The 15,976-nt window shown below is 66.3% G+C and carries 14 protein-coding genes; 10 read left to right on the forward strand and 4 right to left on the reverse strand.

What is annotated here, in order from left to right:
- Window positions 1–97: 97 nt before the first annotated feature.
- Window positions 98–1,828 (reverse strand): acetyl/propionyl/methylcrotonyl-CoA carboxylase subunit alpha, encoded by a 1,731-nt coding sequence (locus ACFTE1_RS22050; RefSeq protein ID WP_380623297.1) that lies wholly within the window; start codon window positions 1,826–1,828, stop codon window positions 98–100.
- Between the two features lie 86 nt (window positions 1,829–1,914).
- Window positions 1,915–2,583 (reverse strand): PadR family transcriptional regulator, encoded by a 669-nt coding sequence (locus ACFTE1_RS22055; RefSeq protein ID WP_380623299.1) that lies wholly within the window; start codon window positions 2,581–2,583, stop codon window positions 1,915–1,917.
- Between the two features lie 166 nt (window positions 2,584–2,749).
- Here ACFTE1_RS22055 and ACFTE1_RS22060 point away from each other — a divergent pair, with 166 nt between their 5' ends.
- From ACFTE1_RS22060 to ACFTE1_RS22105, 10 genes are all read left to right on the forward strand, one after another.
- The gene (locus ACFTE1_RS22060; protein WP_380623301.1) at window positions 2,750–3,724 is read left to right on the forward strand and encodes an ATP-binding cassette domain-containing protein; all 975 of its coding nucleotides are present in this window, start codon (window positions 2,750–2,752) and stop codon (window positions 3,722–3,724) included.
- 9 nt (window positions 3,725–3,733) lie between these two features.
- Window positions 3,734–4,495 (forward strand): ABC transporter permease, encoded by a 762-nt coding sequence (locus tag ACFTE1_RS22065; protein WP_380623303.1) that lies wholly within the window; start codon window positions 3,734–3,736, stop codon window positions 4,493–4,495.
- Between the two features lie 482 nt (window positions 4,496–4,977).
- Entirely contained in the window at window positions 4,978–5,979 is a 1,002-nt protein-coding gene (locus ACFTE1_RS22070; protein WP_380623305.1) for an ABC transporter permease, read from the forward strand.
- Window positions 5,979–6,857, forward strand: coding sequence for an ABC transporter permease (locus ACFTE1_RS22075; protein WP_380623307.1), 879 nt, complete (start codon window positions 5,979–5,981; stop codon window positions 6,855–6,857). Before ACFTE1_RS22070 ends, ACFTE1_RS22075 begins: the two co-directional genes overlap by 1 nt.
- Window positions 6,858–6,864: 7 nt before the next feature.
- Window positions 6,865–7,908: an ABC transporter ATP-binding protein gene (locus ACFTE1_RS22080; RefSeq protein WP_380623309.1), complete on the forward strand. Its 1,044-nt coding sequence runs from the start codon at window positions 6,865–6,867 to the stop codon at window positions 7,906–7,908.
- Entirely contained in the window at window positions 7,901–8,914 is a 1,014-nt protein-coding gene (locus tag ACFTE1_RS22085; protein ID WP_380623311.1) for an ABC transporter ATP-binding protein, read from the forward strand. Before ACFTE1_RS22080 ends, ACFTE1_RS22085 begins: the two co-directional genes overlap by 8 nt.
- Window positions 8,911–9,099 carry a hypothetical protein gene (locus tag ACFTE1_RS22090; RefSeq protein ID WP_380623313.1) on the forward strand — a complete coding sequence of 63 codons (189 nt, stop codon included), beginning with the start codon at window positions 8,911–8,913 and terminating at the stop codon, window positions 9,097–9,099. Before ACFTE1_RS22085 ends, ACFTE1_RS22090 begins: the two co-directional genes overlap by 4 nt.
- The gene (locus ACFTE1_RS22095) at window positions 9,096–10,895 is read left to right on the forward strand and encodes an ABC transporter substrate-binding protein (protein ID WP_380623315.1); all 1,800 of its coding nucleotides are present in this window, start codon (window positions 9,096–9,098) and stop codon (window positions 10,893–10,895) included. The genes ACFTE1_RS22090 and ACFTE1_RS22095 overlap by 4 nt, the downstream gene beginning before the upstream one ends.
- Before the next feature lie 102 nt (window positions 10,896–10,997).
- Window positions 10,998–12,794, forward strand: a complete 1,797-nt coding sequence (locus ACFTE1_RS22100) for an ABC transporter substrate-binding protein (RefSeq protein WP_380623317.1) — start codon at window positions 10,998–11,000, stop codon at window positions 12,792–12,794.
- Between the two features lie 8 nt (window positions 12,795–12,802).
- Window positions 12,803–13,741, forward strand: coding sequence for a methionyl-tRNA formyltransferase (locus tag ACFTE1_RS22105; RefSeq protein WP_380623319.1), 939 nt, complete (start codon window positions 12,803–12,805; stop codon window positions 13,739–13,741).
- Here ACFTE1_RS22105 and ACFTE1_RS22110 read toward each other — a convergent pair.
- Window positions 13,662–14,345, reverse strand: a complete 684-nt coding sequence (locus tag ACFTE1_RS22110; protein ID WP_380762879.1) for an HAD-IA family hydrolase — start codon at window positions 14,343–14,345, stop codon at window positions 13,662–13,664. The two genes, ACFTE1_RS22105 and ACFTE1_RS22110, sit on opposite strands and share 80 nt — an antisense overlap.
- The gene (locus tag ACFTE1_RS22115) at window positions 14,332–15,972 is read right to left on the reverse strand and encodes a hypothetical protein (RefSeq protein WP_380623323.1); all 1,641 of its coding nucleotides are present in this window, start codon (window positions 15,970–15,972) and stop codon (window positions 14,332–14,334) included. The genes ACFTE1_RS22110 and ACFTE1_RS22115 overlap by 14 nt, the downstream gene beginning before the upstream one ends.
- Between the last annotated feature and the right edge of the window lie 4 nt (window positions 15,973–15,976).

A 15,976-nucleotide genomic window follows, 5' to 3' on the forward strand; every position in this document is an offset into this window, starting at 1 on the left:
GACCACCTGATGCGGGCGAACGAGTCTGCACATCAGGGCGCACAAACAGGCGCAGCCCCCGCGCGGGGTGGCTGCGCCTGGATGTGAAGTTGTCGGCTCAGGCGATGTCGCAGACGGCTTCGCCGGCGGAGACCGTGTCCCCGATGGAGAGGCCCAGGTTGGAGATCGTGCCCGACTTGTGGGCTTCGATCGGTTGTTCCATCTTCATCGCTTCGAGCACAACGACGGTATCACCCGCCGCGACGGTTTGTCCATCCTCCACCGCGATCTTCACGATGGTGCCCTGCATGGGGCTGGCCAGGCCGTCTCCCGAGGCCGCGGGCCCGGACGACTTCTCCTTGGCCTTGCGCTTGCGCGGCTTCGCCGCGGCGGGCTTCATCAGCGTCTCGGGCAGGGAGACCTCCACGCGCTTGCCGTTGACCTCGACGAGCACCTTGGTGCGCTCCTCACTCTCGGTGTCCGGCGCCTCCGCCTGGATCGGCTCCAGGTCGTTGTTCCACTCGGTCTCGATCCAGCGGGTGAAGACCGTGAAGTCCTCGGCGAAGGCCTTGTCGCGGACGATGGCGCGGTGGAAGCCGATCACGGTCGGCAGGCCCTCCACGACCAGCTCGTCCAGGGCGCGGCGCGAGCGCTCCAGCGCCTGTTCGCGGCTGTCGCCGGTCACGATGAGCTTGGCGAGCATCGAGTCGAAGTTCCCGTCGATGACGGAACCCTCCTCGACGCCGGTGTCCACGCGGATGCCGGGACCCATGGGCCACTCGACCTTGGTGACGGTGCCGGGGGCCGGCAGGAAGCCGCGGGCCGGGTCCTCGCCGTTGATGCGGAACTCGATGGAGTGGCCCCTCGGCTCGGGGTCCTCGGTCAGCGTCAGCTTGTCGCCGTCGGCGACGCGGAACTGCCAGCGGACCAGGTCCAGGCCGGTCGTCTCCTCCGAGACCGGGTGCTCCACCTGGAGGCGCGTGTTGACCTCGAGGAAGGAGATGGTGCCGTCCTGGCCCACGAGGAACTCGACGGTTCCCGCCCCGTAGTAGCCGGCCTCGCGGCAGATGGTCTTGGACGCCTTGTGGATCTCGGCGCGCTGGTCGTCGGTCAGGAACGGCGCGGGGGCCTCCTCGACGAGCTTCTGGTGGCGGCGCTGCAGGGAGCAGTCGCGGGTGCCGACCACGATCACATTGCCGTGCTGGTCGGCGATGACCTGGGCCTCGACGTGGCGGGGCTTGTCCAGGTAGCGCTCGACGAAGCACTCGCCGCGCCCGAAGGCCGCCTCGGCCTCGCGGACGGCCGACTCGTAGAGGTCGGCGATCTCCTCGCGCTCGCGGGCGACCTTGAGGCCGCGGCCGCCGCCGCCGAAGGCCGCCTTGATGGCCACGGGGAGGCCGTGCTCGTCGGCGAACGCGATGACCTCGTCGGCCGTGTCGACCGGGTCCTTGGTCCCCGGCACGAGGGGGGCTCCGGCCCTCTCGGCGATCTTGCGGGCCGTGACCTTGTCGCCGAGGTCGCGGATGGCCTGCGGGGAGGGTCCGATCCACGTGATCTCCGCGTCCAGGACGGCCTGGGCGAAGTCGGCGTTCTCGGAGAGGAAGCCGTAGCCGGGGTGGATGGCGTCGGCTTCACTGCGGCGCGCTACCGTCAGGATTTTGTCCATGTCCAGGTAGGTCTGGGCCGCCGTGACACCGTCTAGAGAGTAGGCCTCGTCGGCCAGCAGGACGTGGGGAGCGTCCCGGTCGCCGTCGGCGTAGACGGCGACGGATTCAAGACCGGCGTCTTTGCAGGCCCGGATGACTCTGACCGCGATTTCGCCGCGGTTGGCGATCAATACCTTACGCACATCGTGCAGTGTAATGGTTGGCATGGCGCCGTTCGTTGCGGCACGGTCACCAGAGTGAGGTAAATTCGGGATAAAACGGACAAAGTTTATGGGGTTCGCACAGAATCTTTTGTGGATTTTTTCCTAAAGTCGTCGAGGATCGCCTCTCGCCACATGGCCGACGATTCCGCGTCCACGTCCGGCGGCAGCTCCAGATCCCCCGACTCCAACCGGTCGGCCGTCTCCTCGCACCACGCCGCGTCCACCGCGAAGAGCTCCGCGCGCCGCCGCAGCATCGCCCTCGAGTGGGCCGGGATGTACCGCTCGGCGCCGTCCGGGTCGAAGTCCGCCGTCGTGGACGCCAGCGTCTGCGTCGCGGCCTCCGCCTTCTCGAAGAGGTAGTCGGCCCTCTGCCGCAGCATCGCCGTCGTCTCCCTCGGGCCGAGGACCAGCGCGAAGCCGAAGGTGACCTCGAAGTTGTCGGCCTCGGCCTCGAAGTTCCAGGTGCGCTCGCGGAGCATGTGCTGGAACTCCCGCTCTCCCTCGGCGGTGACCCGGTAGGTCGTGCGGGCCGGCCGGTCGCCGACCGACTCGGTCGCCACGACCTCGACCAGCCCGTCGGAGGCGAGTTTCTTCAGGGCGTGGTAGATGGACCCCGGCTTGAGGTCCGAGATGCCGGGGATGTTCCACGACGAGAGCTCATGCCTGATGAGGTAGCCGTGCACGGGTCCGAGCCACCGGACGAGGCCCAGGATGAGCAGTCGTGTCTTCCACATAGTCCCAGGATAACTCAACGTTGACTATGCCATTCATCACGCGCATATTCATTGGACAGGCGAAGCGAGGAAAATTTATAGTCAAAGTTGACTAGGACTTTGTATCCGGCTAGACTTCCATATGACGTCACTATGGCGTCAAGAAGACTTTCAAGGGAACACCATCATGCTCATCGAAACCAAAGGGCTGAAGAAGACCTTCCAGTCCCGGGGGAACACCGTCGAGGCCGTCAAGGGCGTCGACCTCCGGGTCAAAGAAGGCGAGGTCTTCGGACTCCTCGGCCCCAACGGCGCCGGCAAGACCACCACCATGCGGATGCTCTCCACCCTCCTGGAACCCACGGAGGGGGACGCCGAGGTGGTCGGCCACGACCTCAAGACCCAGGCCGCCGCCGTCCGCCGCGACATCGGCTACGTCGGCCAGGGCGGCGGCACCTGGAGCGACTCGACCGCGCGCGAGGAACTCGTCATGCAGTCCCGCCTCTACGGCATGTCCAAGGCCAAGGCCAAGCAGCGCGCCACGGAACTGCTGGAGGTCTTCCAGCTCTCCGAGTACGCCGACCGCAAGTGCAAGACCTACTCCGGCGGCCAGCGCCGGCGCCTCGACATCGCCCTGGGCGTCATCCACGAGCCCAAGCTCGTCTTCCTCGACGAGCCCACCACGGGACTCGACCCGCAGAGCCGCGCCCACATGTGGGACGAGGTGCGCCGCCTCCGCGACATGGGAACCGGCATCTTCCTCACCACCCACTACCTCGACGAGGCCGACGCCCTGTGCGACCGGCTCGCCATCGTCGACCACGGCGAGGTCGTCGCCGAGGGCACGCCCCGGGGCCTCAAACACGAGGTCGCCGGAGACGTCGTGTCCATCGGCGTCAACGGCAAGGCCGACGAGGCCAAGGGCCTCGTGGACCCCAAGGAGTTCGTGCGCGACGTCGAACTCGGCTCCGCCGACCCGGCCACCGGGATCGCCGAGCTGCGCATGTACGTCGACGACGGCGCCACCGCCGTGCCCGAGCTGCTCCGCGTGCTCGACAAGGCCGACATCGCCCCCGCGTCGATCGAACTGCACCGCCCCAGCCTGGACGACGTCTTCCTCATGCAGACCGGCCGCAGCCTCCGCGAAGGCCAGAACTCCTAGGAGAAACCAGTGAAATTCCTGCGCGACACGTGGCTGGTCTACCGGCAGGCCATGCTGCTCAACCTGAAACAGCCGGTCTGGCTGATCGTCATGCTGATCCAGCCGCTGTACTTCCTCATCCTCTTCGCGCCCCTCCTCGACGGCATGGGCGGCATGCCCGGCTTCGAGAACGGCGCGATGGAGACCTTCATCCCCGGACTGCTCATCATGATGGCCCTGTTCGGCTCGACCTTCGTCGGCTTCGGACTCATCGCCGAGCTGAAGGAGGGCGTCATCGAGCGCATGCGGGTGACCCCGGTCAGCCGCGTCGCCCTCGCCGCCGGGCGCGTCCTGCAGACGGTCTCCACCACGATCATCCAGGCCCTGGCCCTGGTGCTGCTGTCGGTGCCGATCGCCGGGCTCACCATCCAGTGGGACGGCCTCGCGCTGATGCTGCTCATCATCGTCCTGGTCGCCTTCCTGCTCGGCAGCCTCTCCTACGGCATGGCCCTGGTGCTCAAGAGCGAGGACGCCATGGCGCCCGTGCTCAACACCGTGGTCCAGCCGGTCATGCTGCTCTCGGGCATCATGCTGCCGATGGCCCTGGCGCCGAACTGGCTGCAGACCGTGGCCGACTTCAACCCGTTCTACTACGCCGTCGAGGCCGCCCGCGCGCTCTTCGCCGGCGACCTGCAGAGCGACTTCATCTGGCAGGCCGGGATCTTCCTGGGCGGCCTGACGCTGCTGGCCCTCTTCTGGTCCAGCCGCAAGTTCGCCAAGGCCGCCTCTTAAGCGAGGGGCCGCGACCGAGCCGGAGGGCTCCCGTTCCGTACCGGAGCGGGAGCCCTTCCTCATACCCGGACTGCGCTGGGCGATCGCCTCATGGACCGGGCCCTCGCGCGATCGGGGGGACAGCGCCCGACCTGCCGGTAGGCGACTAAGTGGTAGTTAAGGCCCGGCGGGGTGCTGGTCATGCCCGAATTCCGTTCGTATACTGGGATTACGCTGGTCCCCTCCCCCTTCGGTCACGGAACCGTATCAACAGCGGTTAAGAATGATAAAGATTGCCTCCTCGCACTGGCGTGAGCCACGCGACCACAGGTACGTTCAAAACAGAAAGTTTTCTTTCTCATTACGTGATCGCCAATCGCCAAGTACGAAGGGGTACCAACGTGGCCATTGCAACCACGTCTCCGGACCCAGCGGTGGAAGAGCCCCCGCCGTCCCACGGGGAGAACAGGCCGTCTCTATGGAGGCGAGTCAAGCGTAACTACGTGCTCAAACGCTTCATCCACTCCCTGGTGACCATTTTCCTGGTCATCACTGGAGTCTTCTTCCTTCTGCGCGCCATGCCCAAGGGGCCCATCGACACCATGGCCGCCACCCTGATCGCGCAGGGAACCCCCTCGGACAGGGCCTACAACATCGCCCGCGCGAGGGTGAACTTCGACCCGGACCAACCGCTGCTGGTACAGTACTGGGACTATCTGACCAGCGTTTTCAAGGGGGATTTCGGGACGACCCTCACCGGCACGCCCGAACCGGTCCTCGACCGCATCATGGAGTACCTTCCCTGGACGCTGTTCAGCGTAGGGGTGGGCGTCACCGTCGCGATCGTCGCCGGCCTCTTCATCGGCATGATCCTGGCCTACAAGCGCAACGGCATCGTCGACCAGATCGTCACCCCCATCGCGGGCATCATGGCCGCGGTTCCCAACTACCTGTTCCTCGCCATCATCATCCTCGTCGGATCCGTATCGCTCGGCCTCTTCGACTACGCGAGCATGCAAGGGCGACTCTCCTTGTACGTGGAACCGGGGTTCAACCTCACCTTCTTCGGCGATGCGCTCTACCACGCGATGCTCCCCATCATCGCCTACGCCATCACGGTGGCCGGCGGCTGGATCCTCACCATGAAGTCCACGACCGCCGAAGTCATGGGCGAGGAGTATGTGACAGTCGCCCGCGCCCGCGGCCTCAAAGAGGGCCGCATCCGCACCATGTACGTCGGTCGCAACGCTCTCCTGCCGGTGGTCCCGCAGATCGCCCTGGCGCTCGGAACCGTCGTCGGCGGTGCGATCGTCGTGGAACAGCTCATGCAGTACCGCGGTTCCGGCCAGATGTTCTACGAGGCGATCCGTTCCAAGGACTATCCGGTCGTGCAGGGCTTCACCATCTTCCTCACCGCGTCGGTGGTCTTCGCCAACTTCTTGGTGGACGTCCTCAACTCCCGGCTCGACCCCCGCATCCGCCTCGGTGACAAGGAGAGCAAGTAATGACCGCCACCGCTCCCGAGAAAGAGCCCGGGATCGCCAAAAGGATGTACCTCGGGCTGACACGCTCCAAGGCCGGCTTCGTCGGAGCCCTGCTCCTCGCGTTCGTCCTCGGCGTCGCCTATATCGGGCCGTTCTTCGTCGGCTGGGACAACCCGCAGGTACTGCGCAATCCCTGGGCCCCGCCTTCCTCCGAACACTGGCTGGGAACCAACAACTTCGGCCAGGACGTCTTTCAGCAGACCATCCTGGGGGGTCTGCAGCCGATCACGATCGGAATCTTCGCCGGCGCCATAGCACTGGTGGTGGCGATCGTCCTGGGATCCCTGGCCGGATATCTGCGCGGCTGGTTCGACACCTTGATCCTCTATATAACGGACATGATCGTCACCATCCCGGCGCTGATCGTCGTGTTGCTGCTGATCTCCTTCCTGGGCAACCTGAACCCCTGGCAGGTCGGCCTCGTCATCGGTCTCACCGCTTGGCCGTACCTGACTCGCGCCATTCGAGCGCAGGTCATGTCGCTTAAAGAGCGCGAGTTCGTGGAGGCGGCGAAGCTCCAGGAGGTGGGCACGGCCCGGATCCTCTTCGTCGACATCGTGCCGAACATGGTCGGATTCCTGGCCATCAGCTTCGTGCAGGCGATCAACCTGGCCATCTACAGCCTCGTCGGCATGTACGTGCTGGGACTGCTGCCGCCGAACGAGAACAACTGGGGTGTCATGGTCAACGAGGGCTGGCAGAGGAACGCCTTCCTTCACACCACCGGCCTCCTCTACATCCTCATACCCCTGCTTCTGATCGTTCTGTTCACCGTCGCGCTGGTGACCGTCCAGCGCTCGTTGGAGCAGGTCTTCAACCCCCGCCTGAGGGAAAGGTAGGACAGCCATGAGTTCGGAAAAGCCGATCCTCTCGGTACGGAATCTTCAGATCGCCTACCAGACGGGAAAGAACAGCCGCGTAGTCGCCGCCGATGACATCAGCTTCGACCTCTATCCCGGTCAGTCGATGGCCCTGGTGGGAGAGTCGGGCTGTGGAAAGACCACCCTCGGCCTGGGACTGCTGCGGCTGTTGCCCAAGCTCGGCCGTATTCCGCAGGGCGAGGCGATCTTCCGTCTCAAAGACGGGCGTGAAGTCGACATCATGAAGCTCAACGAGAAAGAGCTCCGCGAGTTCCGCTGGACCGAGGCGGCCATGGTGTTCCAAGGTGCGATGAACGCCTTCAACCCGGTCATCAAGATCGGTGCGCACTTCGCGGACACGCTCCGGGACCACAGCGCCAAGCGCCTGAGCCGCAGGGATATCGAGAAGCGCGCGACCGAGCTGCTGCACCGAGTCCGCCTGGACCCGCAGCGAGTGCTCAACTCCTACCCTCACGAACTGTCGGGAGGGATGAAGCAGCGAGCCTTGATCGCCCTGGCACTGGCCCTCGACCCGCAGGTACTCGTGCTCGACGAGCCGACGACGGCGCTGGACCTGCTGACTCAGCGAGGCATTGTCGAACAGCTTCACGACCTGCGCCAGGAATTCGGGTTCACGATGATCTTCGTGACCCACGACCTCGGGCTCGCCGCAGAGATGGCCGACCGCGTCTCCACCATGTACGCCGGAAGGATCATCGAGACGGGCAACGCCGAGGACATCTTCTACAACCCGAAGCACCCCTATACGGCGGGTCTCATCAACGCGGTCCTCCCCGTTCAGGGCGACATCCGAAACCTCAGTTCCATTCCCGGCTCCCCGCCGGGGTTGGACTCCCTGCCGAAGGGCTGCACCTTCAACCCCCGCTGCGACTACGCGACCGGAGAGTGCCGTTCGGGCATACCGTCCCTCGAGACGCTGGTCGAGCGCGGCCAAGGGCTCTCCCATACCGTCCGCTGCCTGCACTCCGAGCAGGTCGAGTTCCGAGGAAGGATGAACGCCGATGCCTGAGCCGATTCTGCGACTCAAGGGACTCGAACAGGTCTTCCAGACCCGCAAGGGCGCTGTACCCGCCGTGGGCGGTGTCGATATCGACATCACCCCGGGCAAGGTGGTCTGCGTCGTGGGCGAGTCCGGCTGTGGCAAGACCACCACGGCCCGGGCCGCCGCCGGACTGGCGCGCCCCACAGGCGGGTCGGTCGAGTACCAGGGACGGGATGTCTACTCGCTCAAGGGAGCCGCCTACAAGGACTTCCGCATGGGCGTGCAGTACATCCACCAGGACCCCTATGCGGCGCTCAACCCGATCCGCACGGTCCTCTCGAGTTTGACGGCGGGATTGCGCAGGCACCGCGTGGTCACGACCAAGAAGCAGGCGCGCCAACGAGCGGCCGAACTGCTCGAACTGGTGGACCTGACTCCGCCGGAGACATACCTCGACAAACACCCCAACCAGATGTCGGGAGGACAGCGCCAACGCGTGAACGTGGCGAGGGCGCTGGCTCTGGACCCGAAGGTGATCATCGCCGACGAGCCCACCTCGATGCTCGACGTCTCCATCCGCGTCAGCCTTCTGAACACCATGAGCCGCCTCCGCGACGACCTCGGAGTCGGCTTCATGATGATCACCCACGACCTCGCGGTCGCCAAGTACTTCGCCTGGGACGGCGAGATAGCCGTCATGTACCTGGGCAAGGTCGTCGAGAAGGGGCCGACCCCCCAGATCATCAACGACCCGCAACACCCCTACACCAAGGCGCTCATCGCCGCCGTCTGCGAGCCGGACCCCCGGTTGGCCAAGAGCGGCGATAAATCCGGTGGCCTGCGCAGCGCGGAGATCCCCGATCTCACCGATCTCCCCTCCGGCTGCAGCTTCCACCCGCGGTGCCCGCTCTTCAAGAGCGGAGACTGCGACACTGTGACCCCGCCTCTGGCCGAACTGGACGGAAAGAGGCGACTGGCCTGCACCGTGGTCTCGCGGGATCACGCACAGGCGGCGGAGAAGGTGGCCTCGTGATCACGCTGATCGCGCGGTCCGGAATGGTCATGGGAGTGCTCCTGGCGCTGCTGGGCGGCCTCTCCGCGTGGTACCACCCCGCTGGAAGCGCCGAGTTCACGCTGAGCGCAGCGACGTGCGGACTCGGGGTCTTCCTTCTCATCGTGTGTGTTATTTCAATTCTGATCGAAAGGAAGAGGCAATGACCTCTCAGAAATTCGAGATGTCCCGCCGCCGTCTGATGCAGACGGCGGGCCTGGGAGCCGCCGGCGTCGCCGGCGCCGGCGTCCTCAGCGCCTGCAAGGCCGACAGCCCGGGCGGTGGCGGCAGCGGCGAGCGTCGTGGAACCTTCACCATGGTCGCCGACATGACTCCGGACGCCCAGCACAAGAACCCGCTGAACGAAGAAGACGCGCTCCTGGTCTACCAGGCCATCGCCCCCCTCTTCTACCCCAAGATCTCCAACTTCAACTGGTCCACCGGCGAGTACATCCCCATGCTCGGCGAAGTCAGCATGGACGAAGACGCCAAGCTCCTGACGATCAAGGTGAAGGAGGGGATCAAGTGGACCGACGGCAATGACGTGACCGCGGCCGACGTAGAGGGCGCCCTCCTCATGGACTGGGCGAACTCTGACGTCAACAACCCCACTTGGCCGTACGTCGACGGCATCGAGGTGGTCGACGAGCAGACCGTCGAGGTCTCCTTCTCCACCTACTTCGACCGTATCGAGTACTGGGCGGCGGTTCGCCCCGCCCACTCGTCGGTCCGGTACGCGGACAATATCGCCGAGGCGAGGGAGCTCTTCGAGCAGGGAACCGACGCCTGGGGTTCGGACGCGCAGTCCGAGTACATGGCGAACCTGGCCAACTTGAACTTCGAGGACTGGATCAGCTGCGGACCCTACAAGTTCGAGAGCCAGAACGACAACACGGTGGTCTTCACCCACAACCCGGACGGCCTGTTCGCCGACCAGGTCATGTTCGAGAAGGTCGCGGCCCGGGCCGCGGGCAACACCGACGTTCTGAACTTCATCCAGACGGGAGAGGTCGACTACTCGACGAACGTCGTCTCTCCGAGCGACCGCGAGGCGCTGCTGGGGATCGATGGTGTGGAGCAGCTGGAGCACAAGGCCCTCACCGGTGCCGGCATCGCTCTCAGCAACACCAGGCACCCGGAGCTGGCCGACTACAATGTCCGAAAGGCCATCCTGCACGCCATGGACCGTGACGGCATCTCCCAGGTGGCGCTCGGTGCGGACGGATTCACGCCGAACCACTACGACTCCGGTTACCCGGTCCTCCACACCGAGGAACTCGTGTCGGACCTGGACGGCCTCACCTACTACGACTACGACCTGGACAAGGCGACGAAGGCCATGGAGGCGGCCGGCTGGGAGAAGGACGGCGACAAGTGGGTCGACCCGAACGGCGAGACCAAGAAGTACGCCCTGATCGCTCCCGAAGGCTGGAACGACTGGATCGACGCCGCCACGGCCGCCGCCAAGCAGCTCCAGGAGTTCGGCCTCAACGTCGAGTTCCAGACCGTTCCCCACGCGGACATCGCCGACATGTGGGTGTCCGGTGAGTACGACATGACCATGCGCCACTGGGGCAGCCCCTTCCGCCCGATGTACTCGGGATCGGGCGAGTTCGCCTTCCTCATCGAGAACCTCGGAACGAAGTCCGAGCCCGGGATGGGGGTCGAGACCGAGAAGGTCGAGACCGAGGCCTATGGAGAGGTCAATGTCCGGGACATCTACGAGGACGCGAGTTCCAACCCGGACGAGGAGAAGCTGAAGGAGGCCAACGAGAAGCTGGCCGTCATCTTCAACGAGACTCTGCCGCGCCTGCCTCTCTGGGAGGACCGGCACCTCACGCAGTACCGGACCGGGAACAACATCGGCAAGGTCGAGATCGACGCCGGCCTGGCCGACAACGACCCGACTCGGGACAATCCGCTCGTCCTCGCGCTTCTGAACGGAAAAGTGACTCCGGTCTAGCACTCACAGGGCTATACCGACACAGGGGGCCGGACCCTTCTTGGGCCGGCCCCTTCTCCTTTAACGACATACTCATGTATTCGAAACTGAAAGGTGGAGACAATGCCGTCCCAGAGAATCGAACTCTCCCGCCGACGGCTGGTACAGGCGTCGGGCCTCGGAGCGGCTGCTCTGGCCGGGGCGGGCGTACTGTCCGGTTGCAAGGCCGATGGAGGGGGATCCGGCGGCGGGCGCGGAGGGCGCTTCACCATGGTCGCCGACATGAACCCGGTGAAACAGCACAAGAACCCTCCGATGGAGGATGACGCCCTGCTGGTCAAGCAGGCCATCGCACCGCTCTTCTACCCCAAACCCGCGCTCTATGACTGGAACTCGGCGGATTACATTCCGATGCTCGCCGAGTCCGTCGATGTGGACGACCAGGCCAAGACCCTCACGTTCGTCCTCCGCCAGGGGGTCGAGTGGACCGATGGGGAGTCCGTGACAGCGACCGACCTGGCAGGGACGTTCAAGCTGGCCTGGGCCTTGGCCGATTCCTCTGACACCACGTGGCCCTATGTCGACGAGATCACGGTCGTGGACGAGCGCACCGTCGAACTGGCGCTGAGCAAAGTGTTCGAAGGCGTCGCCTACAAAGCCGCGACGGCATTGGTCCACTCGTACGCCCGGTACGGCGAGTTCATGGACCGAGCGGGCGATCTGATGTCCAAGGGTTCCGATTTCTGGGGATCGGACGAGCAGACGGCGTTCACCTCGGAGCTCTCCGACCTCTCATTCGAGGACTGGGTCAGCTGCGGACCTTTTCGTTTTCAGGAGCAGTCGGACAACCTCGTCGTATTCGAACTCCACGAGGAGGGGCTTTTCGGAGACAAGGTCAAGTTTCAGGAAGTGGCCGCGCGGGTCGCGGGGAACACCGACATCCTCCCGTTCTTGCGGTCCGGCGAGATCGACTACGCCACCAACGTCCTCACCCCGAACGACCGTGAAGCCGTCATGGAGCTCGACGGTGTGGTGGAGTTGGAACACGCGAACTACTCCGGGGGCGGTATCGCCTTGAACAACAACCGGCATGGGGAATTCGCCGACGTCCGTGTCCGCAAGGCCATGCTGCACGCCATCGACCGCGATGCCGTGGCAGAGGCCGCCGTCGGGTCGTACGGATACACTGAGAACCACTACGACTCGGGCTATTCCGTCCTCCACACTGAGGAGATCCTGTCCGACACCGGCGAGCTCGTCTACTACGAGTACGATGTGGACAAAGCCGCCGGCCTGATGGAGGAGGCCGGCTGGTCGAAGGACGGCGGATCGTGGTCGGGCCCTGACGGCAAGGCCAAAAAGTACACGCTCATCGCGCCCGAGGGGTGGACGGACTGGACGGACGCGGCCACGGCCATCGCGGCGCAGCTACAGGACTTCGGCCTCGACGTGGAGTTCAATCCCGTCCCCCAGGAGGACTTCCTCACGATCCTTCCCTCCGGCGAGTACGACATGGCCATCCGCCAGTGGGGCAGCACTCTGCGCCCCATGCCCTCCGGCGCCGCGGAGTGGAACTTCTTCTACGAGAACCTTCGGACGAAGGGCGAACCCGGCATGGGCGTCGAAACCGAGGGGATCGAGACGGAGGCGTTCGGGAAGGTGTCCGTGGACGAGATCTACCAGGACGCCTTCGGATCGGAGGACTACGACGAAATGCTGGCCGCGAACGGGAAGATCGCCCTGATCTTCAACGAGTACCTGCCCCGTCTTCCGATCTGGGAGGGCAAGCACACCTCGCGGTACCGGATAGGGCTCAACATAGGGTCCGTTGAGGTGGACGACGATTACGCCGACAACAACCCGACTCTGGACAACCAGCTCTTGATCGCGCTGCTCCAGGGCAAAGTGACGCCGGCCTAGGGGGCGCGATGAACGATTCCACCCGCTTGGCCCTGGTCACTGGCCACGAGTTCGGACGCCGGGCGTTCGAGGGAATACTGTCCTCCGAGGAGTACCTGGCGGGGCGCCTGGAAGCTCCGGTCATGATCGGCCTCCCCTCCTCCCGGGCGGGGGGAACGGTCGGGTACCGCTCGATCGCGGACCTGGCGGAGCAGGAGGGCTCCGACTTCCACGAGGCCGGGGACGGGAGCCTGATCGGACTGTCCGACGTGCTGTCCTCGCACGAACCGCACTTCATCCTCGTCATAGGCTGGTCCCGACTGGTCCATCCGGAGATCCTTGCCCTCCCCGAAGAACTGCACGGGCGGGACGACGGCCCCCGTCGTTCCGCGGGGTGCGTCGGCATGCATCCGACCCGCCTTCCGGACGGGCGCGGACAGGCGCCGATCCCGTGGACGGTCATCAAGGGCCGCCGGGAGACCGCACTGTCGGTCTTCTTCCTGGAGGCGCAGGCCGACACCGGCCCCCTGATCGCCCAGCACGGACTGGAGGTGAGAACCGGTGAAACGGCCTCGTCGCTGTTCCACCGGTTCGCGCAGGTCCACGGAGAGGCGGGCTCCGCTCTGGCGAGGCAGCTGGCCGCCCGGAGCGTGCCCGCCGAAACGCAGGCCGACGACGACGCCAGCCGGTGGCCGAAGCGACGGCCCGACGACGGCCGCATCGACCACATGATGTCCGTCGGCGAGGTGGACCGCCTCGTAAGGGCCCTGCTCGGGCCCTACCCGCGGGCGTTCGCTCCGATAGAGGGCCGGAACATCCCGGTCCGCCGTGTCCGCAGGACCGTGCCGGGGGAGGCGAGCACCGTCGCAGAGGCCGCGGAGGACGTCGTCAGATTCGGCTGCCGCGACGGTGTCGTCGAGCTAGAACGAGACGACCGTCCGCGGACGTCGACACAGCGGCCTCGGTGAAGTCTCGCAAGTGGGGGACCTCCATATCGTGAGGAGGCGCCCCCACCGCGACCACGGTCATTCCCGCGTCCGCGCCGGCCCTGCGTCCCGTGGGCGAGTCCTCGAAGACGAGGCAGTCGGCCGGGGGCACACCGAGCGCGGCGGCCCCTTTGAGGTACCCCTCCGGATCGGGTTTCCCGGATCCGACGTCCTCCGCCGTGAGGAGGAGCGGAGGCTCGGGGAGCCCGGCCGCGGCGATCCGGGCGGCGGCCACCGTACGGGCCGCCGCCGTCACGACACCCCACCGCCTCGGCGGGAGGCGGTCCAACGTCCGGTCGGCTCCCGGCACCGGCCGGATGCCCTCCGTGTCCCGGCATGACAGTGCGGTGAGCCAGGCCAGCTCCGCCTCGGGATCCCGGTGCGGGACGAGGCGGGGTATGAACTCCTCATCGGCGATGCCGCGTGTGGCGGCGATGGTCCATTCGGGATCCAGGCCGCAGCGGTCGGCCCAGAGCCTGGTGTGCCGGTCGACGGCGGCGGTCGAGTTGACGAGCGTGCCGTCCAGGTCGAACAACACCGCAGAGACGTGGAAGGGGAAGTCGGCGCGCATGTCAGAAGAGCCCACGAATCGCGTCGTCCAGGGCACGGCGGTATACGGAGTCCAGATAGGGCGCATAGCGCCCCTCGCCGTGGGGACCGAGGAAGCTCTCCGAGCGGGAGAACGCCGGCACGGTGAGCGTCGCGTCCGGCTTGACCTCTTCCAGCGCGTCCCACCGGCGCTCGTCCTCCACCATCTCGCGGAGGAGCGCTCTGCCGCCGGACGGCGATTCGGCGGTCCGCACGCCCCTGGTCCGCAGATCGACCGGAGAGGGCAGCCGCTCCGCCTTGGCGGCCAAGCCCGCCATGGACCTCGTGTCGGGCACTTCGCACGCGAGGAACCGCAGTCGCAGGCGGTCGGAACGCTCCGCGTTGCCGTAGAGGACGCGCACGTCCTCGTAGGGAAGGTTCTCCGCGCCGAACAGAGGCGTCTCACGACCGCATTCAGGGCAGGCAGTGGCCACCAAGTCCAACGGCGGCATGGAGGGGGCGGACGAGGTCACGGCTTCGGCATGCCGCCGTGCCAACGCCTCGACCAGCGGCACGGGGGACTCGTCCGCGCCGGATGCGCCCGCGTGCGCCGCCGCCGAGCTCAGGTCGAGCAGCTCTTCGTCGGATTCCGGCCGGTCCTCCGGCGTGAGTCCGCAGCCGATCCAGGTGCGCAGGACGGAGGTCCTCATGTCGCCGTCGGCCTTTGCCGCCGTGTCCGACGAGGCCGCGTCCCGGCCGAGGAGGTAAGCGGCGGCCCACAGTTCGCGGCAGGTCTCCCGGGAGGCGGGAAGGGGCCGCCCCGCGCTCCAGGCCTCGAAGGATTCCGCGATCTCGGAGGGCTCGACGCCGACGAGCCCGGACCAGGACTCCCAGGGCCAACCGAAGGGGTGTTCGAGAGGTTCCCCCTTCTCATGGCGGAGGAACCGCAGGTACGTTCTGGAGTTCGCCATCTCGACGGCGAAGGGGCGCGGGGCGCCGCGCTGCAGGGCCGTCTCCTCCGGGGCGACCGGACCCGTCCAGTGCGCCGTTCGGACCGGGCGGTGGTCGAACGGGAGGACGGAGAGGCGCTCGCCGTGGTCGTCATTGCCGGCGACGCTCGGGAGGTCGCTGTGCTCCAAGAGGTTGGGCAGGCACGCGAAGACCGGTACGCCGTTCTCCCGGCAGAAGCCCGCGACGAGTTCGTCGTCGTCGCGGTAGGCGTCGGGGTACTCGGCGAGATAGGCGGCCATGGAGCGGGCCAGGTCGGCCGGGAGGATGAACCCGAAGGTGGGCACCCATTCCCGGTAGGTCAACGCGGCGTAGGAGGCTCCGCGGAGCGCCGCTCGCCGCACCAGATACGAGTTGTGCGGGCTGTTCCAATTGACGCACAGGCTGATGCCCGCGTCGGGATGGCGGGACACGACGGCCTGGAGGTGGTCGGCGATGCCGGGCGCCGGCGTCACGTCGTCCTGGAGGACCATGTGGTGCGTCGCGTCGTCTCCGACCGCGGCCCACGCCCTCTTGGCCGTCCGCAGCGGGCTGGGGACCCCGTCCGGCTCCGGGTCGGCCACGACCTCCGGGGAGAGGGAGGCGCTCCTGCCGAGCAGGTGGGCTATCAGCTCGGTGCGGGAGGGGTGGTGCATGATGGCGGTGCTCAGCCGGATTTCGGAGTCCGGTCGGTGCATGTCA

Source organism: Salininema proteolyticum, assembly GCF_042685645.1.
Classification (GTDB): domain Bacteria; phylum Actinomycetota; class Actinomycetes; order Mycobacteriales; family Micromonosporaceae; genus Salininema; species Salininema proteolyticum.

What these genes read in the sequence shown, in the direction of transcription:
- ACFTE1_RS22055 (WP_380623299.1), bottom strand. Translation starts at nt 2,583, where the DNA reads ATGTGGAAGACACGACTGCTCATCCTGGGCCTCGTCCGGTGGCTCGGA.
- ACFTE1_RS22060 (WP_380623301.1), top strand. Translation starts at nt 2,750, where the DNA reads ATGCTCATCGAAACCAAAGGGCTGAAGAAGACCTTCCAGTCCCGGGGG.
- ACFTE1_RS22075 (WP_380623307.1), top strand. Translation starts at nt 5,979, where the DNA reads ATGACCGCCACCGCTCCCGAGAAAGAGCCCGGGATCGCCAAAAGGATG.
- ACFTE1_RS22080 (WP_380623309.1), top strand. Translation starts at nt 6,865, where the DNA reads ATGAGTTCGGAAAAGCCGATCCTCTCGGTACGGAATCTTCAGATCGCC.
- ACFTE1_RS22085 (WP_380623311.1), top strand. Translation starts at nt 7,901, where the DNA reads ATGCCTGAGCCGATTCTGCGACTCAAGGGACTCGAACAGGTCTTCCAG.
- ACFTE1_RS22095 (WP_380623315.1), top strand. Translation starts at nt 9,096, where the DNA reads ATGACCTCTCAGAAATTCGAGATGTCCCGCCGCCGTCTGATGCAGACG.
- ACFTE1_RS22100 (WP_380623317.1), top strand. Translation starts at nt 10,998, where the DNA reads ATGCCGTCCCAGAGAATCGAACTCTCCCGCCGACGGCTGGTACAGGCG.
- ACFTE1_RS22105 (WP_380623319.1), top strand. Translation starts at nt 12,803, where the DNA reads ATGAACGATTCCACCCGCTTGGCCCTGGTCACTGGCCACGAGTTCGGA.
- ACFTE1_RS22115 (WP_380623323.1), bottom strand. Translation starts at nt 15,972, where the DNA reads ATGCACCGACCGGACTCCGAAATCCGGCTGAGCACCGCCATCATGCAC.